23 protein-coding genes and 1 tRNA gene are annotated in these 24,852 nt (G+C 71.2%); 21 read left to right on the forward strand and 3 right to left on the reverse strand.

Annotated elements, in window-relative coordinates:
- Positions 1 to 40: 40 nt before the first annotated feature.
- The 5 genes from pal (at position 41) to FHP08_RS02205 (ending at position 3,415) form a co-directional block, all read left to right on the forward strand.
- Positions 41 to 595, forward strand: coding sequence for a peptidoglycan-associated lipoprotein Pal (gene pal, locus FHP08_RS02185; protein WP_147702653.1), 555 nt, complete (start codon positions 41 to 43; stop codon positions 593 to 595).
- Complete coding sequence (gene ybgF / locus FHP08_RS02190) at positions 595 to 1,374, forward strand: tol-pal system protein YbgF (protein ID WP_147702654.1); 780 nt, start codon at positions 595 to 597, stop codon at positions 1,372 to 1,374. Before pal ends, ybgF begins: the two co-directional genes overlap by 1 nt.
- The gene (gene queC, locus FHP08_RS02195) at positions 1,374 to 2,102 is read left to right on the forward strand and encodes a 7-cyano-7-deazaguanine synthase QueC (protein WP_147702655.1); all 729 of its coding nucleotides are present in this window, start codon (positions 1,374 to 1,376) and stop codon (positions 2,100 to 2,102) included. The genes ybgF and queC overlap by 1 nt, the downstream gene beginning before the upstream one ends.
- 16 nt (positions 2,103 to 2,118) lie before the next feature.
- Positions 2,119 to 3,234, forward strand: coding sequence for a YeeE/YedE family protein (locus FHP08_RS02200; RefSeq protein WP_147702656.1), 1,116 nt, complete (start codon positions 2,119 to 2,121; stop codon positions 3,232 to 3,234).
- 105 nt (positions 3,235 to 3,339) lie between these two features.
- Positions 3,340 to 3,415, forward strand: a tRNA-Lys gene (locus FHP08_RS02205).
- A 115-nt stretch (positions 3,416 to 3,530) separates the two neighbouring features.
- On the opposite strand, the gene FHP08_RS02210 is transcribed toward FHP08_RS02205, so the two are convergent.
- Positions 3,531 to 4,898 (reverse strand): PQQ-dependent sugar dehydrogenase, encoded by a 1,368-nt coding sequence (locus FHP08_RS02210; RefSeq protein WP_187272130.1) that lies wholly within the window; start codon positions 4,896 to 4,898, stop codon positions 3,531 to 3,533.
- Between the two features lie 202 nt (positions 4,899 to 5,100).
- Between FHP08_RS02210 and FHP08_RS02215 the strand changes: the two genes are divergently transcribed.
- Together FHP08_RS02215 and FHP08_RS02220 are read left to right on the forward strand one after the other, a co-directional pair.
- Positions 5,101 to 6,222 carry a flotillin family protein gene (locus FHP08_RS02215; RefSeq protein WP_147702658.1) on the forward strand — a complete coding sequence of 374 codons (1,122 nt, stop codon included), beginning with the start codon at positions 5,101 to 5,103 and terminating at the stop codon, positions 6,220 to 6,222.
- Between the two features lie 62 nt (positions 6,223 to 6,284).
- On the forward strand, positions 6,285 to 6,887 hold the full coding sequence (locus FHP08_RS02220) for an IMPACT family protein (RefSeq protein WP_147702659.1): 603 nt from the start codon (positions 6,285 to 6,287) through the stop codon (positions 6,885 to 6,887).
- Here FHP08_RS02220 and nanR read toward each other — a convergent pair.
- Both nanR and FHP08_RS02230 read right to left on the reverse strand, forming a co-directional pair.
- Positions 6,787 to 7,626 carry a transcriptional regulator NanR gene (gene nanR, locus FHP08_RS02225; RefSeq protein WP_147702660.1) on the reverse strand — a complete coding sequence of 280 codons (840 nt, stop codon included), beginning with the start codon at positions 7,624 to 7,626 and terminating at the stop codon, positions 6,787 to 6,789. The two genes, FHP08_RS02220 and nanR, sit on opposite strands and share 101 nt — an antisense overlap.
- Positions 7,626 to 8,459, reverse strand: a complete 834-nt coding sequence (locus tag FHP08_RS02230) for a phosphogluconate dehydrogenase C-terminal domain-containing protein (protein WP_147702661.1) — start codon at positions 8,457 to 8,459, stop codon at positions 7,626 to 7,628. The genes nanR and FHP08_RS02230 overlap by 1 nt, the downstream gene beginning before the upstream one ends.
- Positions 8,460 to 8,621: 162 nt before the next feature.
- Between FHP08_RS02230 and FHP08_RS02235 the strand changes: the two genes are divergently transcribed.
- The 14 genes from FHP08_RS02235 (at position 8,622) to FHP08_RS02300 (ending at position 24,784) form a co-directional block, all read left to right on the forward strand.
- On the forward strand, positions 8,622 to 9,866 hold the full coding sequence (locus FHP08_RS02235) for a ribulose-bisphosphate carboxylase large subunit family protein (RefSeq protein ID WP_147702662.1): 1,245 nt from the start codon (positions 8,622 to 8,624) through the stop codon (positions 9,864 to 9,866).
- Between the two features lie 38 nt (positions 9,867 to 9,904).
- The gene (gene oiaK, locus FHP08_RS02240) at positions 9,905 to 11,314 is read left to right on the forward strand and encodes a 3-oxo-isoapionate kinase OiaK (RefSeq protein ID WP_225879000.1); all 1,410 of its coding nucleotides are present in this window, start codon (positions 9,905 to 9,907) and stop codon (positions 11,312 to 11,314) included.
- Between the two features lie 59 nt (positions 11,315 to 11,373).
- Positions 11,374 to 11,772 (forward strand): VOC family protein, encoded by a 399-nt coding sequence (locus tag FHP08_RS02245; protein ID WP_147702664.1) that lies wholly within the window; start codon positions 11,374 to 11,376, stop codon positions 11,770 to 11,772.
- 121 nt (positions 11,773 to 11,893) lie between these two features.
- The gene (locus tag FHP08_RS02250; protein ID WP_147702665.1) at positions 11,894 to 13,072 is read left to right on the forward strand and encodes an alpha-hydroxy acid oxidase; all 1,179 of its coding nucleotides are present in this window, start codon (positions 11,894 to 11,896) and stop codon (positions 13,070 to 13,072) included.
- A gap of 1 nt (position 13,073) precedes the next feature.
- Entirely contained in the window at positions 13,074 to 14,126 is a 1,053-nt protein-coding gene (locus FHP08_RS02255) for a TRAP transporter substrate-binding protein (RefSeq protein ID WP_147702666.1), read from the forward strand.
- A complete protein-coding gene (locus tag FHP08_RS02260) occupies positions 14,123 to 14,821 on the forward strand; it encodes an AzlC family ABC transporter permease (RefSeq protein ID WP_187272131.1) in 699 nt (232 codons plus the stop codon). The genes FHP08_RS02255 and FHP08_RS02260 overlap by 4 nt, the downstream gene beginning before the upstream one ends.
- The gene (locus tag FHP08_RS02265) at positions 14,814 to 15,140 is read left to right on the forward strand and encodes an AzlD domain-containing protein (RefSeq protein WP_147702668.1); all 327 of its coding nucleotides are present in this window, start codon (positions 14,814 to 14,816) and stop codon (positions 15,138 to 15,140) included. The genes FHP08_RS02260 and FHP08_RS02265 overlap by 8 nt, the downstream gene beginning before the upstream one ends.
- Positions 15,141 to 15,227: 87 nt before the next feature.
- On the forward strand, positions 15,228 to 15,638 hold the full coding sequence (locus FHP08_RS02270) for a ribonucleotide reductase subunit alpha (RefSeq protein ID WP_147702669.1): 411 nt from the start codon (positions 15,228 to 15,230) through the stop codon (positions 15,636 to 15,638).
- A 144-nt stretch (positions 15,639 to 15,782) separates the two neighbouring features.
- Entirely contained in the window at positions 15,783 to 18,014 is a 2,232-nt protein-coding gene (locus FHP08_RS02275; protein WP_147702670.1) for a CFI-box-CTERM domain-containing protein, read from the forward strand.
- Between the two features lie 43 nt (positions 18,015 to 18,057).
- On the forward strand, positions 18,058 to 18,972 hold the full coding sequence (locus FHP08_RS02280; protein WP_147702671.1) for an EamA family transporter: 915 nt from the start codon (positions 18,058 to 18,060) through the stop codon (positions 18,970 to 18,972).
- 83 nt (positions 18,973 to 19,055) lie between these two features.
- Entirely contained in the window at positions 19,056 to 19,832 is a 777-nt protein-coding gene (locus FHP08_RS02285) for a ferredoxin--NADP reductase (protein WP_147702672.1), read from the forward strand.
- 163 nt (positions 19,833 to 19,995) lie between these two features.
- Positions 19,996 to 21,768 carry an N-acetylglutaminylglutamine amidotransferase gene (locus FHP08_RS02290; protein ID WP_147702673.1) on the forward strand — a complete coding sequence of 591 codons (1,773 nt, stop codon included), beginning with the start codon at positions 19,996 to 19,998 and terminating at the stop codon, positions 21,766 to 21,768.
- Between the two features lie 44 nt (positions 21,769 to 21,812).
- The gene (gene ngg, locus FHP08_RS02295) at positions 21,813 to 23,558 is read left to right on the forward strand and encodes an N-acetylglutaminylglutamine synthetase (RefSeq protein WP_187272132.1); all 1,746 of its coding nucleotides are present in this window, start codon (positions 21,813 to 21,815) and stop codon (positions 23,556 to 23,558) included.
- Entirely contained in the window at positions 23,555 to 24,784 is a 1,230-nt protein-coding gene (locus FHP08_RS02300; protein ID WP_147702674.1) for an osmoprotectant NAGGN system M42 family peptidase, read from the forward strand. Before ngg ends, FHP08_RS02300 begins: the two co-directional genes overlap by 4 nt.
- Positions 24,785 to 24,852: the final 68 nt, after the last annotated feature.

Genomic DNA, 24,852 nt, shown 5'->3' on the forward strand with positions numbered 1-24,852 from the left:
GCTCTCTCCGACAACCGATAACCGAAACGCCGAGGAAAAGATGAACCGAACCACCAAGCTCCTGCTCGCAGGCCTGACCGCCGCCCTGCTGTCCGCCTGCGGCTCGAACGTCAAGCTGGAAGACACCCAGCAGACCGCCGCGCCGGTCGAGAGCCGCACGACGAACGGTCAGGCCGGCGGGGCCGACGCCTCGGGCGCCGGCTCGCGCGGCGTGCAGCAGGTCACGCTGGGCGACAAGGATCCGCTGAACGATCCCGCCAGCCCGCTGGCCCGTCGCAGCATCTACTTCGACTTCGACAGCTTCGCGATCCGCGACGAGTACCGCGGCACGATCGACGCCCATGCCCGTTACCTGACCTCGAACCAGGGCCGCCGCGTGCTGATCCAGGGCAACACCGACGAGCGCGGCAGCCGCGAGTACAACCTGGCCCTGGGCCAGAAGCGGGCCGAAGCCGTCCGTCGCGCGCTGGGCGCGCTGGGCGTGCCCGAGAGCCAGATGGAGGCGGTCAGCCTCGGCGAAGAGCGGCCGCGCGCCACCGGTTCCGACGAAGCCTCGTGGACCGAGAACCGCCGCGCCGACCTGGTGTACCAGTGATGCGCGCCGCGCTCGTCCAGGGCGCGCTGGCGCTGGCGCTCGTCGCCGGCGCCTCGCCGGCGCACGCGCTGTTCGGCGACGACGAAGCCCGCAAGGCGATCCTCGACCTGCGCGGTCGCGTGCAGGAGTACCAGGACACGACCGAGCAGCGCCTCGCGAAGATCGAAGCCCAGCTCGCCGACCTGACCAGCCGGCTGTCGAACACTCAGCTGGACAACCAGGCCCAGGTCGACCAGCTCCGGCAGGAGATCAGCAAGCTGCGCGGCCAGGTCGAAGTGCAGGCCCACGAGCTGGCGGTCACCCAGCGGCAGCTGCGAGACCAGCTCGCCACGGTGGACAACCGGATCAAGCGCTTCGAGCCGGTCGACGTCGAGATCGACGGCAACAAGGCCACGGTCGACCAGAGCGAGAAGAAGGCCTTCGAGGCCGCGCTCGCGCTGTTCCGCGGCGGCGACTTCAAGTCGGCGCTCACCGCGTTCAGCCAGTTCCAGAGCCAGTATCCCGACAGCGCCTACGCGCCCGCGGTCTACTTCTGGATCGGGAGCAGCCAGTTCGCGCTGAAGGACTACAAGGCGGCGATCGCCAGTCACCAGGCGCTGGTCAGCCGGTTCCCGCAGAACCCCAGAGTGCCCGACGCGCTGCTGAACATGGGCTACGCGCAGGCCGAGAGCGGCGACCGCGCGGGCGCCCGCCGCACCCTGCAGTCGATCGTCGACAAGCACCCGCAGAGCCCCGCGGCGCAGTTGGCCCGCGACCGGATCGCCAGCCTGGGGCGCTGATGAGCCACGAGCGGGCTCCCGGCGGCGCCCGGGCGGTCGTGCTGCTGTCCGGCGGGCTGGACTCGGCCACCGTGCTCGCCATCGCCCGCTCGCGCGGCTTCGACTGCTACGCGCTGTCGGTGGACTACGGCCAGCGGCATCGCGCCGAGCTCGATGCCGCGGTCCGGGTGGCCGGCGCGCTCGGCGCCGCGCGCCACGTGATCGCCGACGTCGACCTGTCGCGCTTCGGCGGCTCCGCCCTCACGGACACCTCGATCGCGGTGCCCGAGGGCGCGGATGCCGGAGCCCCGGCCTCCGCGTCATCCAACCCCTCGATCCCCATCACCTACGTGCCCGCACGCAACACGATCATGCTGTCGATCGCGCTGGGCTGGGCCGAAGTGCTGCAAGCCGACGACATCTTCTTCGGCGCCAACGCGGTCGACTACTCCGGTTATCCCGACTGCCGGCCCGGATACGTCCAGGCCTTCGAGCGCATGGCCAACCTGGCCACGAAGTCCGCCGTCGAAGGCCGGCCCATGCGGATCAACGCACCGATCATCGACCTGTCCAAGGCGCAGATCATCCGCGAGGGCGCGCGGCTCGGCGTGGACTTCTCGCTGACCGTTTCCTGCTACCAGGCCGATGCCGCGGGCCGCGCCTGCGGCCGCTGCGATTCCTGCCGGATCCGACGCGAGGGATTCGCCGCCGCCGGCCTTCCCGACTCCACCCGTTACCAGACCGGCTGAGTCCGGCCATACCGCCATGCCCGAGATCGACATCGCCGCCGTGCAGAGCACCGTGGTCTGGGCCACATTCGCGCTGGGGCTCGTGCTGGGCGCGGTCATGAACCGCACCAACTTCTGCACGATGGGGGCGGTGGCCGACATCGTGAACATGGGCGACTGGACCCGGATGCGGATGTGGGCCAGCGCGATCGGCGTGGCCATGATCGGCACGCAGCTGCTGGCGGCTGCCGGCCTGGTCGACCCCGGCAAGTCGATCTACACCGGCGCGAACTTCACCTGGCTGTCCTACCTGGTGGGCGGCTTCCTGTTCGGCTTCGGCATGGTGCTGGCCTCGGGCTGCGGCAGCAAGACGCTGGTGCGGATCGGCGGCGGCTCGCTGAAGTCCCTCGTGGTCTTCATCATGCTCGGGCTGGGCGCCTACATGACGCTGCGCGGCCTCACCGGCGTGTGGCGTGTCGCCGCGCTCGACCCGGTGTCGGCGGTCATGCACCCCGGCCAGGACCTTCCTCGACTGCTGGCCGGCAGCGACGGCGCCATGCTCGACACGTGGCGGATCGCGCTCGCGCTGGGGATCGGCGGCGCGCTGCTCGCCTGGAGCCTGGCCGGCCGCGAGTTCCGCGAGGCGAACAACCTGCTCGGCGGCATCGCCACCGGCCTCGCGATCGTGGGCCTGTGGTACGTGTCGGGCCATCTGGGCTACGTGGCCGAGCACCCGGACACGCTCGAGGAAGCCTTCGTGGCCACCAACACCGGCCGCGCCGAATCCTTCACCTTCGTGGCGCCCATCGCCTTCACGCTGGAGCTGCTGCTCTTCTGGAGCGACACCAGCCGGATCGTGACGGTGGGCATCGCGGCGGTGCTGGGCATGATCGCCGGCTCCTTCCTGTGGGCCCTGCTCGCCCGGCAGTTCCGCTGGGAAGGCTTTCGCGGCACCGAGGACACCGCCAACCACCTGGTGGGCGGCCTGCTGATGGGCATCGGCGGCGTGACCGCGCTGGGCTGCACCATCGGCCAGGGCATCACCGGCCTGTCCACGCTGGCGCTGGGCTCCTTCGTGGCGGTGGCCGCCATCGTGGCGGGTGCGGTGGCCGCACTGAAGTACCAGATGTGGCGGATCGAGCGGATGGGCTGACGCCGCGGTCCGGCACGGACGAGGCGGTTTGACGACACCCGTGTCGCTGGCTATAATTTCTGTCTTTCCGGATTGCAGCGGGCAACCCTTGCCATCGGAAAACGTGGGTCGTTAGCTCAGTTGGTAGAGCAGCGGACTTTTAATCCGTTGGTCGCTGGTTCGAGCCCAGCACGGCCTACCAGAAGAACAAGGGAAAAGGGCCGGTCCTCGCGACTGGCCCTTTTTCTTTCAGGGCCAGCCCGCGCGCCATCCGCAGCCGACCGGGGCAGGTCAGGCAGACGCCGCCGCCACGCGTTTCAACCGCCCCCCTTCCCTTCGCCGCGCGCCACCAACCGGAACACCTTCCCGGTAGTCCCGTACGGCCCGAAGGTCTCGTTCGTCAGCAGGTACACCTCTCCGCGGGCATCCTCGGCCAGGCCGATGATCCGGCTGTCGATCACCCGCACGCGCCGGTACGGCCAGGGCCTGCCCTTCGCGCCGCCGGGATCTGCGACGAAGACTTGTCCGCTCGGCTTGCGGAAGTCGGCGCTCCAGTCGGTGAACAGCAGCTTGCCGACCAGGCCGGGGATGCTCTTGCCCCGGTAGATGCGCGCGCCGGTGATCGCGGTGCCCACGCCGCGGATGCCGAGCTTGGTGTCCGGATGCGAGACCTGCATGTTCGGGTACTCGAGCACGGGCATGAGGATCGGCCGGCCGCTCGCGTCGCGCGCAGGGCAGGACGCCGGTGGCTGCCGCGGCCTCAGCCGGTCGACGCAGTGGGTGCCTTCCCTCAGCGGCCAGCCGAAGTTGCCCGGCCGCTCCACGCGATAGGCGGCCTCCCACAGCGTCTCCGCGACCGCGGTGACGTAGAAGCTGCCATCCTCGCGATCGAAGGCGATCCGGTAAGGGTTGCGGAAGCCCCAGGCCCAGATCTCGCGGCGCCCGCCGCCGCGCGCGAACGGATTGTCCGGCGGGATGGCGTAGCCGGGAAAGCCGCGGTCCACGTCGATCCGAAGCACCTTGCCGTACAGCGACTCGGTGTCCTGCGCGAGGTGGTCCCAGGTCAGCGCCTCGCGCGGGACGTCGAAGGCCTCCCAGCGCACCGCCCTGCCGATGCCGTGCGAAGCGCCGCTGTCGCCCAGCCCGATGTACAGGAATCCGTCGGGGCCGAAGGCGAGCCCACCGCCGTTGTGCTTGCGGCTCGGCCAGTCGAGTTCGAGGAGCACGCGCTCGGACCCGGGATCGATGCGGGAGAGATCGCCGGGGCGGGTGCTGAACTCGGAGATTCGACGGGTGTGGTTCCAGTTGCCGGGTGCGCCGGCGCGCAGCGGCGCCGAGTAGCTGGCGAACACCCGGCCATTGCGCCTGAACTCGGGATGCAGGGCGAAGCCCAGCAGCCCGCGCTCTTCGAAGTTCTGCTCGAGCGGCAGCATGGCCGGCCGCAGGTCGAGGAAGGGCTCGGGCGCGAGCCGGCCGTCGCGATCCAGGATCCGGACGACGCCGTCCTGCTGGACGATGAAGCTTCGCCCGCTCCCGTCGGCCGGCTCGACGAACTCGACCGGGGCGGTCAGCCCGTCGGCCACGAGCGCCAGGGCCAGGTCCTGGGCCCGCGCGGGCAGTCCATTGGCGAGCAGCATCGAGGAAGCGAGCCAAGCCACGAAACGGCACATCAATCGGGAAGTCATCCGGAACTCCTTGTCGTTCGCACCGGGAGCCAGAAGCTGCCTGTCCAGGGACGCAGCGCGGCCCCCGGCACCAAGGACGCCATAAACGGAATGCGCCCGCGCCGCACATCGGCCCTGGCCGCACGCCGGTCCCGAGAGCCGCTTCGCCGCGTGCCCGGCCGACGATACTCCCCCGCTGCCCATCCTCAACCAGACCGACGAGATGATCGCTTCGATTTCCAAGTCCCTGTCCGGCATGCTGCTGGCCACCTGCCTTGCGTTGCTCGCCGGATGCGCCACCGGCCCTGCGCACTACGCGGCGTCCGATTCGACCAAGGCCTCGTTCCAGGCGCTGCAGACGACCGATCCGGAGCTCCAGGCCGCCCGGTTCGGCGCCTATGCAAAGGCCGCGGGCAAGTCCTTCATCGGCACCCTGCCTGACGGGCAGCTCGCTGCCTGCGCCTACCGCTGGGAAATTCCGGGCGTGGTGATCGAGGAGCACTGTCGGTGGCCGTACAACTATCTCATGGCATTCCAGTACAACCCCGAAAACAGAAAGCTCGACGTGTACAACCTTCACGCCAATCGGGCGCACATCCGCGAGCTGACGGTGTTTCCGGACGGCTCGGTGGAATGGCCCACGGCGCTTCTCGGACTCGAGCCGGTGTCGCGAGTGACCCTGGACGAGAACGGCGCGCTCGACCGGGTATTCCCGGGGAGCGGCGAGCGGATCGCCCTTCGCGACGTGCCTCGAGACGAGTACGAATCCGTGCTTGCCGATGCGCGGGCCCGAAAGCAGTTCGAGGAAGAATCGAAATCGCGCGCCCGCATCGAGTTCATGCAGTCGATCACGAGCGGGCTCCGCGGCGTGAGCGCGCAACTGCGCGCCGAGAACGAGGCGAAACGGCAGCGCGACGAGCAGATGCGCGCGGCGATGATCAAGGCGAAGGCGGCGGAAATGCAGGCCACCACCAAGCGAAGCGCCGAGCAGCAGCGCGCGGCGACGGTCGAGTCGCAGCGGCGGCGGGAGAGCGACGCGACGGCGCAACAGCGGGCCACGCGCAGCGACGGCGACAAACGCTCCGTCGGCAGCATCACCGTCACCGACGACACCGAAGCCCAGCGAAAACTCAAGCAGCGAGTCGCGGAACTGGAGAGGCAGGCCGCCGCGGACAGTGCCGCTCAACAGCAACGCCTGGCGGAGCGTCAGGCGAGGGAGGAAGCGGCGGTTGCCGAGTTCGAGAAGGTGCGCGCGAAGGCGGCGGCCGAGAATCAGGCCCGCCAGGCGCGGTGCGCAGCGCGCGGAGTCCCCAAGGCCAACTGCAGCGGCGCGTCGCGGCAATAGGGACCGGCGCGGCCCGATCCCTACAATGCGGGCATGCACCCGACGCGCCAGATCCCCGCGAAATGTCCGTCACCCTCGCCGCCCCCGCCCACAGCGAGCTGATCATCAGGAAGAGCCGCTTCATCGGCTGCGTGCAGCCGATGGCCGATCGGGCCGGCGCCGTGGCGGTGGTCGATGTGCTGCGCGCCGAGCATCCAGGCGCGGCGCACGTGTGCTGGGCGCTGCTGGCAGGCGGGCACTCGGCCGCGGTCGACGACGGCGAGCCGTCCGGCACCGCGGGCAGGCCCATGCTCGACGTGCTGCGCCACCAGGATCTCGACGGCGTGCTGGCCACCGTGGTGCGCTACTTCGGCGGCGTGAAGCTGGGCGCTGGCGGGCTGGTGCGCGCGTACACCGACTCGGTGGCGCAGGCGCTGCTCGGCGCAGTGAAGGTGCCGATCGTGCGCAGGCAGGCGTTGCGCTGCCAGGTGCCCTACGCGCTCGAAGGCATGGTGCGGCGCGAGCTGGAGCAGGCCGGCGCGTCGCTCGACGCGGTGGCGCACGGCGAACTGGTCGAGCTCGCGTTCAGCCTGCCCGAGGACGCGGCCGCGCCTTTCGTGGCGCGGCTGAACGACCTGGCGCACGGGCGGGCGCTCTGGCCGAGCGAAGAGGCTGGGGCGCAGTAGGTTCGCCGCGCAACAGGGTCCCGTAGAGCGCGTTCGCGCGCGCCAGGTGCCGACGCATCGCCTCTTCGGCGGCCTGCGGATCGCGGCGCGCGATCGCGTCGCGGATGTCGTCGTGCTCGCGCAGCGTGAGCGACTCGGCGCCGGGCGCGCGGACCAGCGCGCGATAGTGGCCGCCGAGCCAGCGGAACATCGCGTCGACGATGGCCGGGAAGACGGGATTGCCGGTCATTGCCGCGATCGCCACGTGGAACTCCCGGTCGCCGTCGACGAAGCTCGCCGGGTCGCCTGCGAGGCGCCCGCGTTCGTCCGCGAGCCGGTGGTGCGCGGCCAGGGCCTCGTCGAGCCGCGCCAGTGCGGCCGCATCGGCCCGCTGCGCGGCGATCCGCGCGATGCCGGTCTCAAGGAACTCGCGGACTTCCTTCAGGTGCCCGAGCGAAGCCGGATCCATCCGCAGCAGGTGCTGCGCGCCCGCCGCCACCTGCGCGACCAGCGACTCCGCGGTGGGCAGCACCACGCGCGCCCGCTCGCCGTGGCTCACCTCCACGATCCCTGCGCGCGCCAGCGCGAGCATGGCCTCGCGCACCGCCGAGCGGCCCACGCCGTAGTGGTCCATCAGCTCGCGCTCGGAGGGCAGGTGCTCGCCGGGCAGGATCTCGCGGCTGCGGATCCGCTCGAGCAGCCGCTCGTAGACCTCCTGGTACAGCTTGCGCCGCTGGATCGGCTCGCGCGCTTCCGTCATCAGGTGATGCGCCGGATGCTCTCGGCGATCTCGTCGCGGTCGAACACGCCCAGCCAGTCGTCGCGCAGCAGGCGCGGCATGCCGAATGAGATCGCCTTGTTGCAGGCGTCGGAGAAGGCGCCCGGAACTTCCTCGAAGATCACCGCGGCCAGGATGTTCATGTGCCCGAGCAGGAACTCACGGGCGGCCTCCTTCGGTACGCCGCGACGCACGACCTCGTCCATCGCGTCGCGCATCGTGGCCAGCAGCGTGGCCACCACCGTTTCCGACAGGCCGGGCTCGAGCAGCGCCATCTGCTCGACCGACACGCGATACGCGTTCAGCACCGGCGCGTAGATCACCCTGGCGATCGCCTCGCCGACCGCGTAGTGCTCGTCGGGACCCTGCATCAGCGCGCTGACGATGGACTGGCGCGCGGCCAGCCCGCCGAAGCGGTCGCGCCGCGCCGCCTCGTTCGGGTCGTCGTTGAAGATCGACGGATGGCAGGGGTGGGTGACGAAATAGACGAGGTCGGGCCGGTCCGGCAGGTGGCCGGCGAAGGGCGCGGCCGCGTCGAGCGTGACGACCATGGTGCCGGGCTTCAGCTTCGGCGAGAGCGCGGCGGCCAGCTTGCCGATGATCGTGTCGGGCACCGCCAGGATGACGACCTGCGCGTCGGCGAGCGCGGCATCTTCGTCCACGCAGCGGATGCCGAGCTCGCGCTCGAGCCGCTCGCGGCCGGCGGGGCTCGGCTCCACGTGCCGCACCGCGTAGCGCGAGGCGTGCAGGTTGCGCGAGAGCCGATAGCCCATCTTTCCGCCCGCGCCGAACAGCGCGATCGTCGGTTCGTTCATCCGCTTGCTCCTGTCTGGTTCGCGGCGGCTCGCCGCAGGGCATCGGTGCCCGCGGCGGCGGCTCGCTGGTATGATGTCAGCTTATCAGACAAGTACATGACTTCCAAGGCACGGGCCGGTCGGCAGCACCGCCGCGCACCCGCGACGAGGCCCGGACACGAAATGAGCGAACGCATCCGCGCAAGCTACTGGCTGGAAACCGGCGACGACCCGCAGCGCGCCGCCGACACGATCGCCGGCGAGCAGTCGAGCGGCACCTTCGTCGCGCTGGCGATGGAAACGCCCGCGCTCAAGGCGCGCTCGGGGGCGCGCGTCGAGCGGCTCGAGGTGCTCGAGCGCGTGCGCGAGCCCAGCCTGCCCACGCCGGTGCGCGCACCCCACTACACCCGCTGCCTGCTGGAGCTGTCCTGGCCCATCGAGAACTTCGGGGCGTCGCTGCCGATGCTGATGGCCACGGTCGCCGGCAACCTGTTCGAGCTGCGCGCGGTCACCGGCCTGCGGATCCTCGATCTGCACTTGCCGCCGGCCTTCATGGCCGCGTACCCGGGGCCGGCCTTCGGCGTGGCGGGCACGCGCCGGCTGGCCGGCGTGGCGCGCGGCCCGCTGGTCGGCACCATCATCAAGCCCAGCGTGGGCCTGGACGCCCGGCAGACCGCCGAACAGGTCGCGGCGCTGGTCGAGGGCAGCATCGACTTCATCAAGGACGACGAGCTCCAGGCGGACGGCCCCCACTGCCCCTTCGAGGAGCGGGTGAAACGGGTGATGGCCGTCGTGAACCGCGCCGCCGATCGCAGCGGCCGCAAGGCGATGGTGGCCTTCAACCTGACCGGCGACCTCGACCAGATGCGCCGCCGCCACGACATCGTGCTGGCCGCGGGCGGCACTTGCGTCATGGCCTGCCTGAACGCGATCGGGCTGGTGGGGCTGCACGAACTGCGCCGCCATGCGCAGCTGCCGATCCACGCGCATCGCGCGGGCTGGGGCCACCTGAATCGCTCGCCCGCGCTGGGCTGGGACTATGCGCCCTGGCAGAAGCTGTGGCGGCTGGCCGGCGCCGATCACATGCACGTGAACGGGCTCGCCAACAAGTTCAGCGAGCCCGACGACAGCGTGATCGCCGCCGCGCGCGCGGTGCTGGCGCCGCTCTCGCCCGAGGCGCCGATGACCGCGATGCCGGTCTTCAGCTCGGGCCAGACCGGACTGCAGGCTGCCGGCACGCACGCGGCGCTGGGCTGCGCCGACCTGATCCACACCGCGGGCGGCGGCATCTTCGGGCACCCGCTGGGCGTCGCCGCCGGCGTCACGGCCATGCGCGAGGCCTGGGAGGCCGCGATGGCCGGCGAGCCGCTGGCCGCTCGCGCCGAGCGCAGCCAGGCCTTGCGCGCCGCGCTGGGGTTCTGGAAATGAGCCCGGCGAGCCCCCGCACCGGCAGGCTCGAAGATCCCGTGGCTGACGCCCTTGCCGCGGCAGACCGCCTGCCCGACGGCCTGCTGCTCGCCTACTACGGTGACGACTTCACCGGCTCGACCGACGCGCTCGAGGCGATGACCGCCGCGGGCCTGCCCACCGTGCTGTTCCTCGAGCCGCCCGCCCCCGATCCGTGGGCGCGTCTTCCCCGGTTGCTGGCGCGCTTCCCCGACGCCCGCTGCGTGGGCCTGGCGGGCTCGTCGCGCGCACGAGATCCCGCGTGGATGGACGCGCACCTGCCCGCCGCCTTCGACACGCTGGCCCGGCTCGGCGCGCCCATACTCCAGTACAAGGTCTGCTCGACCTTCGATTCCTCGCCCGCGGTCGGTTCGATCGGCAAGGCCATCGACCTCGGCGTGTCCCGAATGCCCGGCGACTGGTCGCCCTGCGTGGTCGGCGCGCCGCGGCTGGGCCGCTTCCAGGTCTTCGGCAACCTGTTCGCGGTGGCCGGCGGCACCGGCCATCGCCTGGATCGGCATCCGACGATGTCGTGCCACCCGGTGACCCCGATGGACGAGGCCGACCTGCCCCGGCACCTGGCCAGGCAGACCGCGCGGCCGATCGCGCTGGTGGACATGCTCGCGCTGCGGCGCGGCGATGCGCAGCCGCCCCGGCGCGTTTCGGGCGAGGTCCCGGCGGTCTTCATCGACGTCGTCGACGAGCAGACCCTCGCGCAGGCCGGCCGGCTGGTCTGGGAGCAGCGCGGCCCGGGCCTGTTCAGCGCTTCCTCGTCGGGCCTGGACTACGCGCTGACCGCCTGGTGGCGTGCCCGCGGCTGGCTGCCGGAGCCGCCCGGTCTGCCGCCCGCGGCGCCTGCGCCGGTCATCGCCGCGGTGAGCGGCAGCTGCTCGCCGGTGACCGCCGGGCAGATCCGCTGGGCGCGCGCGCACGGCTTCCGCACCGAACGACTGGACCTGGCCCGCGCGCTCGCCCGCGACGCGCGCGCGGCCGCGGCCGAGATCGCGCGCGCCGCGCGCGTCGCCGTCGATGCCCTCCGGGGGGGCGCCAGCGCGATCGTCTTCAGCGCCGAGGGCCCGGACGATCCCGCGGTGACCGGCTTCGACGCCGTCGCCGCAAGCGCCGGCCTGTCTCGCGGTGAGGCGGCCCGCCGGGTGGGGGAATGCCTTGCCGCGGTGATGCGCGGCATCCTCGCCGAGACGCGGCTGCAGCGGATCGTCGTGGCCGGCGGCGACAGCTCCGGCGAAGTCGCCTCGGCGCTGGGCATCGACGCGCTGACCGCGCAGGCGGCCATCGTGCCCGGCGCGCCGCTGTGCCGCGCCTGGAGCGCCGACCCGGCGCGCGACGGCCTCGAGATCGTGCTCAAGGGCGGACAGATAGGCGGCGACGACTTCTTCGGCAAGGCGCTGGGTCAGGCTTCACGCATTTGACAGGTGCGGCACGCACGACACCCGGCGCGGCGCGGCATGCAGAAACAGGAGAGAAACCCATGAGCAGGCTTGTCGATCGCATCGACCACATCGTTCTGACCGTCGCCGACATCGAGGCGGCCACCCGGTTCTACGAGCGCGCCTTCGGCTTCGAGCGGGAGTTCTTCCGCGGCCCGGAGGGCCAGCCCCGTCACGCGGTGCGCTGCGGGCAGTTCAAGATCAACCTGCAGGATGCGGCGACCGAGACGCCCACCAAGGCGCGGGTGCCCACGATCGGCGCCGGCGACTTCTGCCTGATCGCGTCAGTGCCGCTCGACGCGTTCATCGCGCATCTCGGGACCGAGGGCATCCCGATCGACACCGGCCCGGTGCCGCGCCGCGGCGCGCTCGGCCCGATCCGCTCGGTCTACCTGCGCGACCCAGACGGCAACCTGGTCGAGGTCGCGGAGTACCTGTGAGCGGCTTTCCGGATCATCCGCATGTCGAATCCGGCATGGCCTCGCGCTTCGCGCCGGGAGCGCATGGCATCATCGTCCGGGCACTGAACCCGGGTTCGCCCGGCCGGGAGACATTCCACCCATGAGCCTCGCCGAACAGGCGCTTGCAGGCGCCCTGTCCATCGCCGACCTGCGCCGGATCGCGCGCCGCCGCCTGCCGCGCGCCGTGTTCGAGTTCATCGACGGCGGCGCCGAAGACGAGCTCACGCTCGCCGGGAACCGCCGCGCCTTCGAGCGCCGGCGCATCGTTCGGCGCGTGCTGATCGACGTGTCCGAGCCGTCGATGCGCACCTCGCTGCTCGGCGCGCCCGCGGCAGCGCCCTTCGTGATCGCGCCGATGGGCTCGTGCGCGCTGGCCTGGCCAGAGGCCGATCTCGCCATCGCCCGCGCCGCCTGCGCGGCGGGCATTCCCTACACACTCTCCACGATGTCCACCACCAGCATCGAGCGGATGGCGAAAGCGGTGCAGGGCAGGCTCTGGTTCCAGCTCTACGTGCTGCGCGAGCAGGCGTCCACCGACAAGCTGGTCGAGCGCGCGGCGGCGGCCGGCTACGAGGCGCTGGCGGTCACCGTGGACCTGCAGGCCGGCGGCAAGCGCGAGCGCGACCTGCGCAACGGCATCTCGCTGCCGCCGAAGATGAGCGCGCGGCACGTCCTGGACGGCATGCTGCATCCCTCCTGGGCGCTGCAGATGCTGCGCGCCGGCCTCCCCCAGTTCGAGAACGTCCGCGGACTCCTGGGCGACGAGGGCGCCGGCCCGACCATCGCGGCGCGCGTCGGCCAGAACCTGAACCCGGCCTGGAACTGGGATGACCTGGCCCGCCTGCGCGACCGCTGGCCGCGCAAGCTGCTGGTCAAGGGCGTCGAGCACCCCGACGACGCCCGGCGCATGGTTTCCATGGGCGTGGACGCCCTCTGGGTCTCGAACCACGGCGGGCGGCAGCTCGACGGCGCGATCGCGTCGGCCGACGCCCTGCCCCGCATCGCCGACGCGGTGGGCGGCAAGGCCGAGATCCTGGTCGATTCCGGCGTTCGCCGCGGCATCGACGCGTTGAAGGCGCGCGCGCTGGGCGCCGGCGCCGTGGCGATCGGCCGCGCCGCGCTGTTCGGCGCGGCGGCCGGCGGCGAAGCCGGGGCGCGCCGCGCCATCGAGATCCTGACCGGCGAGCTCGCGCTCGCGATGAAACTGTCGGGCACGCCCGACATCGACTCGGTCGGGCGCGCGCTGCTCGACGGGGAACCCACCCAAGGAGGAGACTGAGATGTCGAAGAAGACGATGGCAGTTGTCGCCGCGGCCTGCACGGCCGCGCTGCTCGCGGCGGGCGCCGCCCACGCCCAGGACAAGAAGGTCAGGCTGCAGATGGCCAGCTCCTACGGCAGCACGCTGCCCATCCTGGGCGAAGCGGCCGCGGCCTTCGTCAAGAAGGTCGAGGCGGCCACCGGCGGATCGGTCCAGATCAAGTTCAACGAGCCGAACGCGCTGGTGCCGGTGCTGCAGTCCTTCGACGCGGTGTCGCAGGGATCGGTGGACTCCGCCTGGACCGCGTCGGCCTTCTGGTCGGGCAAGGACAGCGCCTACAACTTCTTCAGCAGCGTGCCCTTCGGCCCGGGCGCGGCCGAATACCTGGCCTGGCTGAGCTACGGCGGCGGCAAGGAGCTGAAGGCCGAGATGTACGGCCAGCACGGCATCCACTCGATCACCTGCGGCATGCTGCCGCCCGAGGGCTCGGGCTGGTTCCGCAAGGAGGTCAAGTCGCTCGACGAGCTGAAGGGGCTGAAGATGCGCTTTCTCGGGCTCGGCGCCAAGGTCATGGACAAGCTCGGGGCGGCCACCCAGCTGATCGCCCCGGGCGAGATCTACCAGGCCCTGCAGCTCGGCACGATCGACGCCACCGAGTTCTCGACGCCCGTCATGGACCTCAAGCTCGGCTTCTACCAGGTGGCGAAGTACTACTACCTGCCGGGCTGGCACCAGCAGACGACCGCGCTCGAGTTCCTGATCAACAAGAAGAAGTGGGACGCGATGTCGCCGGCGCAACGGGCCGCGATCGAGCAGGCCTGCGGCGACACCGTTCAGGAGACCGTCGCGCAGGGCGAGGCCACCCAGGCCGGCGCGCTGAAGGAGATCCAGGCCAAGGGCGTCGAGCTGAAGAAGTGGCCGCCCGAGTTCATCGCCGCCTTCGAGAAGACCTGGAAGGAGGTCATCGCCGAGGAATCCGCCAAGAACCCGAACTTCAAGCGCGTGCACGAGTCCTACGCGAAGTTCCGCGCGGAGTACGCGATCTGGCGCGAGTACGGCTACCTGAAGCAGTGAGTTCCGGCTACCGCCTCGGCGCACGCGAGGCGCTCGGCACGCCGGCCGCGGTGCTCGCGGCCGGCTACATCGGCTACGGCGCGCTGTCGGCCGACATCGGCCTGTCGCTCTGGAGCACGCTGCTGTCCACGATCGCGATCTGGGCGCTGCCCGGCCAGCTGATCCTGGTCGAGATGTCGTCGTCCGGCGCGCCGCTGATCGCGATCCTGCTGGCGGTCAGCTTCTCGGCGGTGCGCTTCCTGCCGATGACCGTGTCCCTGCTGCCGGTGCTGCGCGCACCGGCACACGGGCGCGTCAAGGAGTTCCTGGCGGCTCACCTGATCGCGATGACCGGCTGGATCGTGGCCATGCGCCGCGCGCCGGACCTGCCCGCGCACGACCGGATGCCCTACTTCGTCGGCTTCGCGCTGGCGCTCTGGCTGGCCTCGATCGCCGCCACCGGGGCCGGCTACCTGATCGCCGATTCGCTGCCCCCGGTCACGAAGGCCGCCTTCGTGTTCATGAACCCGGTCTACTTCCTGCTGCTGATGATCGGCGACGCCCGCACCCGGGTCATGGTCCTGTCGCTCGCCGGAGGTGCGGTCTTCGGCCCGCTGGTCTACCTGGTGACGCCGCAGTGGAGCGTGCTCGGCGGCGGCCTGATCGGCGGCACCGCCGCGTTCGCGATCCACCGGGCGAGCACGCGCCATGGCTGAGGCACTGATCGTGGCGATCTGCGGCGCCACCACCTACCTGTGGCGCGCGCTCGGGGTCGTGCTGTCGGGTCGCGTGCGCACCGACAGCGCGGTGTTCACCTGGGTCGGCTGCGTGGCCTGGGCGATGATCGCCGGACTCACAATGCGCATCCTGCTGATGCCGGCCGGCGTGCTGGCCGAGACCACGTTGCCCGAGCGGGCGATCGGCTGCGCGGTGGCGCTGCTGTGCTACTTCGTGCTGAGCCGGCGCAACCTGTTCCTCGGCGTGGGCTCGGCCTTTGCGACGATGATCGTGCTCACGCTGTTGCACCGGGCTTGATCCGGAGCAAGACCCTCTTGCGGACGGGCACCGAGCATCGGTCAGACCCCTCCGTCGCGAAAACATCCTGCCTCCCGACACTTCCGCATGAACATCGCCAGTTTCGACGACCTGCTCCAGGCCGCCCGCAGCCAGCCCGAGCCGCAACGCCTGCTCTTCGTGTTCGCCAACGTCGAGTTGCCGGACAAGCCCACCGCCGAGCAACGCGCCGCGTTCGAGGCGGGGCGCGGCGGCTCGCTCGCGCCGGTGATGTGCGTGGACAAGTCGCCTGCGGAACTGCCCGACTTCGCCACGCTGGTCGGCGAGTCGGAGCAGTTCGGGCAGTCCTGGGCGCTGGTGTTCGCCGCGGCACTCTCGGGGCACAACGGCCGCGCGCCGGCCGATTCGGACATCGACAAGGCGCTCGAGCGGATGGTGGCGTCCATCAAGGGCGGCGCGATCGGGTCGATGATCCCTTTCGACCGTCACGGCCAGGTGCTGATGCTCAACGGCGGCTGACCGGCCCGGCTCCGCGCCGCGCTTGACGACCGTCAAGCCAGGCGGCGTCGGCGCGCTCAGAATGATCGGCAGGGGGCGGCGTTCCAAGGGGGGCCGGCCACCTGGGTCACAGGAAACGCGCATGGCAGGCGGGGGCAGGACATCATGCAACGCATCCATCGACGCGACCGCGTCCGGTTCCCGCTGCTTCTGCCGGTCCTGCTGATCCTGGCCGCGTGCGGCGGTGGCGGCGACGGCGTTCCCGTCCCGCCTCCGCCGGACCTTTCCGGCGTCTGGGCCGGAACCTGGCAAGGCTCCGACCCGGTGGCGGGCCGGGTGAGCGGCACCTTCGAGGCGGTGCTCGCGCAGGGCGACCGCTCGGTTTCCGGCACGGCCACGCTGCTCGGCGACGTCGACTGCATGGACGGTGTCGTCGCCGGCGGCGTCGACGCGGACAGCGTGGTGAGCGGCACCTACGACCGCAGCCCCTGCGTGCTGAACACCTGGACGCTGACCGCCATCGACATCGAGGCGAACATCGCCTCCGGCACCTGGGGCCAGCCGGCCGCCGGCGCGAGCGGCAGCATGACCGGCCGCCGGATCGCGGTGCCGGGTGGCCCGCGCGTGCGCTTCGCCCACCCGCCCTCGGGCGTGACCGGCACGATCGTCACCCTGGCGGGCACCGGGTTCGGCGCCCCGCCGGCCGACAACGCGGTCACCTTCGGGCTGCCGACCGCGACCGTGCTGTCGGCGGGTCCGACCACGCTGGTGGCTCGCGTGCCCGACGGCGCGGGCCTTGCGCCGGTGGCCGTCACGGCGCCCTCGGGCGTCGCGTTGTCGCCGCGCGCCTTCGATCCGGCACCTCGCTCGCCCGGGATGGTCGCGGCCGGGTCGATCGAAACCGGCCTGCAAGGCGCGCAAGGCATCGCCTTCGGCCCGGGCGGCACGAAGGCCTATCTCGCGACACCGGGGTTCGGCGGGACCCCTGGCGCCGTCGCGGTGCTCGACACGGTCCGGCGCAAGCTGGTCGTGGTTCCACCCGCCCCGCTGCCGGCGCCCGCCGCACCGACGGCGCTGGTCGCCAGCCCGGACGGCAAGCGCGTCTACGTCGCCGCGGGCGCAGCGGGCGTGCTGGTGCTCGATGCCGCGCTCGGCTCGGTCATCGACCGGATCGACGCGCCGGCCGGCGGCACGCTCTACGACAATCCGCAAGGCATCGCGCTGAGTCCCGACGGGCGGCGGCTCTATGTGACCGACAACCGAGAGGGCGGTGTGCTGTCGATCGTCGACCTGAGCTCGCGCGCGATCGTCACCGTGCCGATGGGCGCGGCCGAGGTGCCGCTCGGAGTCGCCGTTCATCCGGACGGCACGAGACTCTTCGTCGCGGTCGCCGATGCCGCGCTGTCCGGTGGCGACACGGTCCGCATGCTCGATGCGCTCGGCGGCCAAACCATCCTGACGCTGCCGGCGGGCCGGCGGCCCACGGGCCTGGCGATCACGCCGAACGGCGCGTGGCTGCATGCCACCAATCAGCTCGACGGCACGGTCGATGTCTTCGACGCGAACACCGGCTCGGCCCAGGGCAGCTTCGCCCCCGGCCTCGGGCCGACCGGCATCGCGGCCTCCCCGGACGGCACCCGGGTCCTGATCGCGCTGAAGGACGACTTCACCGTCAGCGCCTGGCTGGTGGGCGGCGGCGAATCGGCACGGGTCCAGCTCGGGTCGGCGCCCCCCGTCGGCATCGCGATCGCGCCCGACGGCCGTGTCGCCTACGTCGCGAGCCCTGCGCGCGAGGAGGCCCTGGCGATCGGCGACCTGCAGACGCTCACCGTGTCGAAATCGGGCACCGGCATCGGTACCGTCACCTCGAGCCCGACAGGCATCGACTGCGGCATTGCCTGCATCGCCAGCTTCGATCGCGACACGGTCGTCACCCTGCACGCCGTGCCGGCCTCCGGCTCGGTGTTCGGCGGCTGGACCCCCGATGGCAATGCCGACTGCAGCGACGGCGTCGTCACGATGAGCAGCGCGGTTTCGTGCACTGCGATCTTCAATGCGCTCGAGCCGCCGAGCGCGGCGATCGCCGCGCCGGGCTGCTTCATCGCGACCGCCGCCTGGGGCAGCCCGATGGCCGACGAGGTCGCCACGCTGCGCCGCTTCCGCGACGAGGTCCTGCTGCGAAGCGATGCCGGCCGCGCCTTCGTCCGCGCCTACTACCGCCTGTCGCCGCCGATCGCCGACTTCATCCGCGAGCGCGCGCCGCTGCGCGCGGCCGTGCGTGTCGCGCTGTGGCCGGTCGTGAAGGCGGTGGCCCATCCGCTCGAGGCCCTCGGCCTCGGCATGCTGATGCTCGCCGCGCCGCTGCTGGTGCGCCGGAGGACCCGCGGGAGCGTGTAAAGTCCGGCGCATGCCCGGATCCCCCCATCCTGCCGCAGGGCCGATGCCCCGGTGGCTCGGCGTTCTCGTGCTGCTCGCGATCGCCGCCACCTTCGGTGCCAATCACGTGGCGGCACGCCTTGCTTTCGATCACGGCACCAGCGTCAGCACCGCGGTGGCGGTGCGATCGCTCGGCACGGCCCTGTTCGTGCTGGTACTGCTGCGTCTGTCGCGGGTGCCGCTGGGCATCCCGGGGCCCACGCTGCGCCGCGGCCTGCTGATCGGCGTGCTGATCGCGGTGCAGAGCTACTGCCTGTACTCGGCGGTGGCGCGGATCCCGGTGGCGCTGGCCCTGCTGGCCTTCAATACCTTCCCGATCATGCTCGGCCTGGTGTCCTGGCTGGCGGGCGGCGAGCGACCGGCGCGGCGCACCCTGATCGCGATGCCGGTAGCGCTGCTCGGGCTGGCCATCGCGCTGGACGTGACCGGTGTCGGCAATCGCGCCGCGGGCGCGGCGGGCACCGCCGGCGCCTCCTTCACGGCGATGCTGCCCGGCGTGGGCTTCGCGATCGGCGCGTCGATCTGCTTCGGCGTGGCGCTGCACCTGATCGGGCGATGGCTGCCCGCGATCGACGGCCGCCTGCGCACGCTGATGTTCATGGTGGTCGTGGCAGTCGTCACGATTTCGGCCGGCGCCGCCACCACCGGCTTCCACTGGCCCGCGGACGCTACCGGCTGGACCGGCCTCACGCTGCTCACCGTGCTCTACGGCACCGCGATCACCGGCCTGTTCGTGGTGCTGCCCCGCCTGGGCGCCGTGAACAACGCCGCGATCATGAACTTCGAGCCAGTGGCCGCGCTGGCCATGGCCTGGGCGGTGCTGGGCCAGACCGTGTCCGTGGTCCAGCTCTTCGGTGGCGCGATCGTGATCGGCGCGATCGTCTACCTGAGCACCGGCCCCCGACCGGGCCGAGGCTAGAGCCTGTTCACACTACGATCGTCCCTGCGTGAACCCCGATCAAAATCAAGGGTTTGCCTTCGCCGAGGGGCGACACTCCCGCCATGGCTGCCTTCAATACCGAAACCGTCACCGACGTCCACCACTGGGACGACCGGCTCTTCAGCTTCCGCACCACCCGCGACCGCTCGCTGCGCTTCCACAACGGCCACTTCGTCATGCTGGGGCTCGAGGTCGACGGCCGACCGCTGATGCGCGCCTACAGCATCGCCAGCGCCAACCACGAGGATCATCTCGAGTTCCTGAGCATCAAGGTACCCAACGGCCCGCTGACCTCGCGCCTGCAGCACCTGAAGGCGGGCGACACCGTGCTGGTGAGCCGCAAGCCCACCGGCACCCTGGTCGCGTCCGACCTGCTGCCGGGCAAGCGGCTCTGGCTGCTGGCCACCGGCACCGGCCTGGCGCCCTTCATGAGCATCGTCAGGGATCCCGAGGTCCACGAGCGCTTCGAGAAGGTGATCCTGGTGCACGGCGTGCGGCGGGTCAGCGAACTCGCCTATGCCGACTACCTGCAGCACGGGTTGCCGCAGGACGAGTTCCTCGGCGAGATGGTCCGCGAGAAGCTGCTGTACTACCCCACCGTGACCCGCGAGCCCTTCCGCAACCAGGGCCGCATCACCACGCTGCTCGATTCCGGCAAGCTCGCAGCCGATCTGGGCCTGCCGCCGATCTCTCCGGCCGGGGACCGCTTCATGCTGTGCGGCAGCGCCGCGATGCTGGCCGACCTGCGCCACCTGCTCGACGCGCGCGGCTTCCAGATCTCGCCCCAGACCGGCCACCCCGGCCACTACGTGATCGAGAAGGCCTTCGCCGAGAAGTAGGCGCAAGGTCTTCGTCTATTCCGGAAATTCACGTGAATTCCCCGAAATTCGACCCCTGATCGCGCAAGATGTCATTCGCATTCGACAGAATGCATTTGCATAAAAACAACATTTCTGCCATACTCCCCTCGCTCCACCCACGACACAGCGAGGCAATCCACTCATGTGCGGATTTGCGGGTGAAGCCCGCTTCGGCTCTGCCACCGCCGACATCGGCGTCGTCGCCCGGATGGGCGAAGTCCTCCAGCCCCGTGGCCCCGACGCATCGGGCGCCTTCCAGCACGGCGGCATCGCGCTGGCCCATCGCCGGCTGCGCATCATCGATCTCTCGGAGACCGCCCAGCAGCCGATGACCGACCCGGGCCTGGGGCTCACCGTCGTCTTCAACGGCTGCATCTACAACTACCGGGCACTCAGGCGCGAGCTGGAAGCCCTCGACTACCGCTTCTTCTCCGATGGCGACACGGAAGTGGTGCTCAAGAGCTTTCACGCCTGGGGGCGCGATTGCGTCAATCGCTTCCACGGCATGTTCGCCTTCGCGATCTTCGAGCGCGACAGCGGGCGGCTCACGCTGGCGCGCGACCGATTCGGGATCAAGCCGCTCTACCTGACCGAAGCCACGGGGCGCCTGCGCTTCGCGTCCTCGCTGCCGGCGCTGCTCGCCGGCGGTGGCATCGACACGGCGGTCGACCCCGCGGCGCTGCACCACTACATGAGCTGGCATGCGGTGGTCCCGCCCCCGCTCACCCTCCTGGCCGGCGTGCGCAAGCTGCCGCCGGCCACCGTGGCCACCTGGGACGCCGAGGGCCGCTGCGAGACCGGGCGCTTCTGGGGCCTGAAGGTGCAGGCCGACCCTGCGCTGGCCGCCTTGCCTGTCGACGAGCGCGAGCGCATGGTCGAGGACGCCCTTCGCACCGCGGTGCGCCGCCGGATGGTGGCCGACGTGCCGGTCGGCGTGCTGCTCTCGGGCGGCGTGGATTCCAGCCTGATCGTCGCGCTGCTGGCCGAGGCCGGCCAGCACGACCTGCGCACCTTCTCGATCGGCTTCGAGGCCGCCGGCGGCGAATCGGGCGACGAGTTCGTCTACTCCGACCTGGTGGCCAGGCGCTTCGGCACCCGTCACGCGCAGATCCGGATCCCGACCTCGGAGCTGATGGGCGCGCTGCCCGGAACGATCGCCGCGATGAGCGAGCCCATGGTCAGCTACGACAACGTGGCCTTCTACCTGCTGTCGCGGGAGGTCTCGAAGCACCTGAAGGTGGTCCAGAGCGGCCAGGGTGCCGACGAGGTCTTCGCCGGCTACCACTGGTATCCGAAGCTGACCGACAGCGCCGACCCCACCGGCGACTACGCGCGCGCCTTTTTCGATCGCGGCCACGCCGAGTACCTGGACACGGTCGGCGAGGCCTTCGCCACCGACGATCACAGCCGCGCCTTCCTCGAGCGCGAGTTCGCCGCCGGCCACGGCGGCAGCGCGGTCGAGAAGGCCCTGCACCTGGACACCACGGTCATGCTGGCCGACGACCCGGTCAAGCGGGTCGACAACATGACGATGGCCTGGGGTCTCGAGGCGCGCGTGCCCTTCCTCGATCACGAGCTGGTCGAGCTGGCAGGCAGGCTGCCGGTCGAGGACAAGCTCGGCGACGGCGGCAAGGGCGTGCTGAAGTCGATCGCGCGCAGGCTGGTCCCGCACGAGGTGGTGGACCGCCCCAAGGGCTACTTCCCGGTGCCCATCCTCAAGTACATCGACGGCCCGGTGCTCGACATGGTGCGCGACACGCTCGGCAGCCGGGCGGCCCGCGAGCGCGGGCTGTTCCGCCCCGAGGCGGTGGCGCGTCTGCTCCAGGCGCCCTCCGAGCACATCACCCCGCTGCGCGGCTCCAAGCTCTGGCAGGTCGCGCTGCTGGAATTCTGGCTGCAGGCCCGCGGGCTCTGAACCGGCCGGCGCCGCGGCCCGCCCGCCGCGGCAAGGAGAACACCATGACGAACATCGGAACCGCCGACGACCGCGACCCCATGGATCCGGTCCGCATGACCTCGCTCAAGCACTGGGGCGCGCTGCCCGAGGGCGCCGGCGAGCGGATGCGCGACGAGGCCACCGTCGACTGCGGCTGGGGCCGGCTGGTCTTCGGCCAGACCTATGCGTCGCCGGAGCGGCTCGCCGAAGAGATCCGCCGCGAGGCGCCGGGCCGGCGCGACGTCGCGCTCTACATCCGCGATCCGCACGTGGTGATCGCGCTGGCGCCGCAGCAACTGTTCCTGGACCCCTCGCACACCTTCCGGCTGGCGCTGCGCAAGGGGCCGGCCGGCGATCCGGTCTGCAGCGGCATCGCGATCCGCAGCGCGCGTCCCGAGGACGAGCCGGCAGTCAACCGCATCTACCTGTCGCGTTCGATGGTGCCGGTGCGCGCAGGCTTCTTCGCCGACGCGCGCCGCGACCCTTCGCTCGAGCTGCTCGTGGCCGAGGACGCCGACAGCGGCGCGATCCTCGGCGGCGTCACCGGCGTGGACCACGTGGCCGCCTGCGACGATCCCGACGGCGGCTCGAGCCTGTGGTCGCTGACCGTCGACCCGCAGGGCACGCGGCCCGGCGTGGGCGAGGCGCTGGTCCGGGCGCTCGCAGCGCGATTCGGCGAGCGCGGGCGCGGTTTCATGGACCTCTCGGTGATGCACGACAACGCCGAGGCGATCGGGCTCTACGAGAAGCTCGGCTTCGAACGGGTGCCGGTCTACTGCGTGAAGAACAAGAACCCGATCAACGAGAAGCTCTTCGTCGGCCCCGACAGCTTCGCCGGGCTCAACGTCTACGCGCGCATCCTGGTCGACGAGGCCCGCCGCCGCGGCATCGGCGTGGAGGTCATCGACGCCGAGCACGGCTACTTCAGGCTCGGCCACGGCGGCCGCACGATCACCTGCCGGGAATCGCTCTCCGAACTGACCAGTGCGGTGGCCATGAGCCGCTGCGACGACAAGCGCGTCACGCGCAGGCTGCTCACCGGCGCCGGACTGCGCATGCCCGACCAGATCCCGGCTGGCGACGACGAATCGCTGCGCGCCTTTCTCGATCGGCACGGCCGCGTGGTCGTCAAGCCGGCGCGCGGCGAACAGGGCCATGGCGTGAAGGTCGACCTTCGCAGCCTCGGAGAAGTGAAGGCAGCCATCGACCAGGCCCGCCGCCATTGCGAGGACGTGATCGTCGAGGAGCTGGTGCCCGGCGAGGACTTGCGCATCGTGGTCATCGACTACCAGGTGGTGGCCGCCGCCACCCGCAGGCCGGCCCGGGTGATCGGCGACGGCGAGAACACGGTGCGCAGGCTGATCGACAAGCAGAGCCGCCGGCGCCAGGCGGCCACCGGCGGCGAGAGCGCCATCCCGCTCGACGCGGAGACCGAGCGCTGCGTGATGGCCGGCGGCAAGACCATGTCCTCGGTGCTGGCGCCGGGCGAAACGCTGATCGTGCGCAGGACGGCCAACCTGCACACCGGCGGCACGATCCATGACGAGACCGCGCGCCTGCACCCGAAGCTGGCCGAGGTCGCGATTCGCGCGGCGCGCGCGCTGGAGATCCCGGTCGTGGGCTTCGACCTGATGGTGCCCGACGTGACCGGCGACGACTACGCGATCATCGAGGCCAACGAACGGCCGGGCCTCGCGAACCACGAACCGCAGCCGACGGCCGAGCGCTTCGTCGACCTGCTGTTCCCGCAGACGAGGACCGGATCATGACGACGAACCTTCCCGCCGGGCGCGCGCCCGCCAACGCCTCGGTCATCGACCGGGCCTATCTTCTCGACATCCTCGGCCGGCTGCTCGCCACCCCGAGCCCGTCGGGCATGACCGACCAGATCGTGCTGACCGCCTCCCAGGAGCTCGACAAGCTGGGCATTCCCTTCAGCCTCACGCGGCGCGGCGCGATCCGCGCCGACCTGGAAGGCGTGCGCCACAGTCCGGACCGCGCGATCGTGGCGCACCTGGATACGCTGGGCGCGATGGTCAAGCAGCTCAAGCCCAACGGCCGGCTCGAGGTGGTGCCGATCGGGCACTGGTCGGCGCGATTCGCCGAGGGCGCGCGCTGCACCGTGCACGGCGACGACGGCCGCTACTTCCGCGGCACGATCCTCCCGCTGAAGGCCTCCGGCCACACCTACAACGAGCAGATCGACACCCAGCCGGTCGGCTGGGAGCAGGTGGAGCTGCGGCTCGACGAGCGCAGCCACTCGATCGACGACCTGGTGAAGCTCGGGGTGAACATCGGCGACACGATCTCGATCGATTCGCAGCCCGAGTTCTGCGACAACGGCTTCGTCAACGCGCGCCACATCGACGACAAGGCGGGCGTGGCGGCGCTGCTGGCGGTCGCCAAGGCCTGCCGCGACACCGGCGCCCGGCTGCCGGTGGACTGCCACCTGCTGCTCACGATCTCCGAGGAGACCGGCGTGGGCGCCTCGCACGTCCTGCACGGCGACGTGGCCGAGCTGGTGTCGATCGACAACGGCACGATCGCGCCGGGCCAGAACACCTGCGAGTACGGCGTCACCGTCTCGATGCAGGATTCGTCAGGCCCCTTCGACTGGCACCTGACCCGCCACCTGCTGGGGCTCGCGCGCGATCACCGGATCGAGCACAGCCGCGACGTGTTCCGCTACTACCGCAGCGATGCGGCCGCGGCGGTCGAGGCCGGCAACGACATCCGCACCGCGCTGGTCTGCTTCGCGCTCGACGCCTCGCACGGCTACGAACGCACGCACGTGGATTCGCTGATGGCGCTCGCCGACCTGCTGTTCGCCTACGTGACCAGCGAGCCGCTGTTCCGTCGCGATGCGCTGCGGCTGGGCCCGGTCGCGGACTTCCCGACCCCGCCTCCGCTGCCCGACCGGCCCTCGGACGATCCTGCGGTGGCCGACCAGGCGCCGCCGCGCCAGCCCGGCTCCGAATTCACGCCACGGGGATGAGGCCCTGGGGATGACGCGCTAGCAGGCTGTTGAATTTCGCCGCGATGCGAGTGCGACGATCGGTTTAG

Origin of the sequence: Zeimonas arvi (assembly GCF_008039575.1) — a bacterium.
In the GTDB taxonomy this organism is placed as follows: domain Bacteria; phylum Pseudomonadota; class Gammaproteobacteria; order Burkholderiales; family Burkholderiaceae_E; genus Zeimonas; species Zeimonas arvi.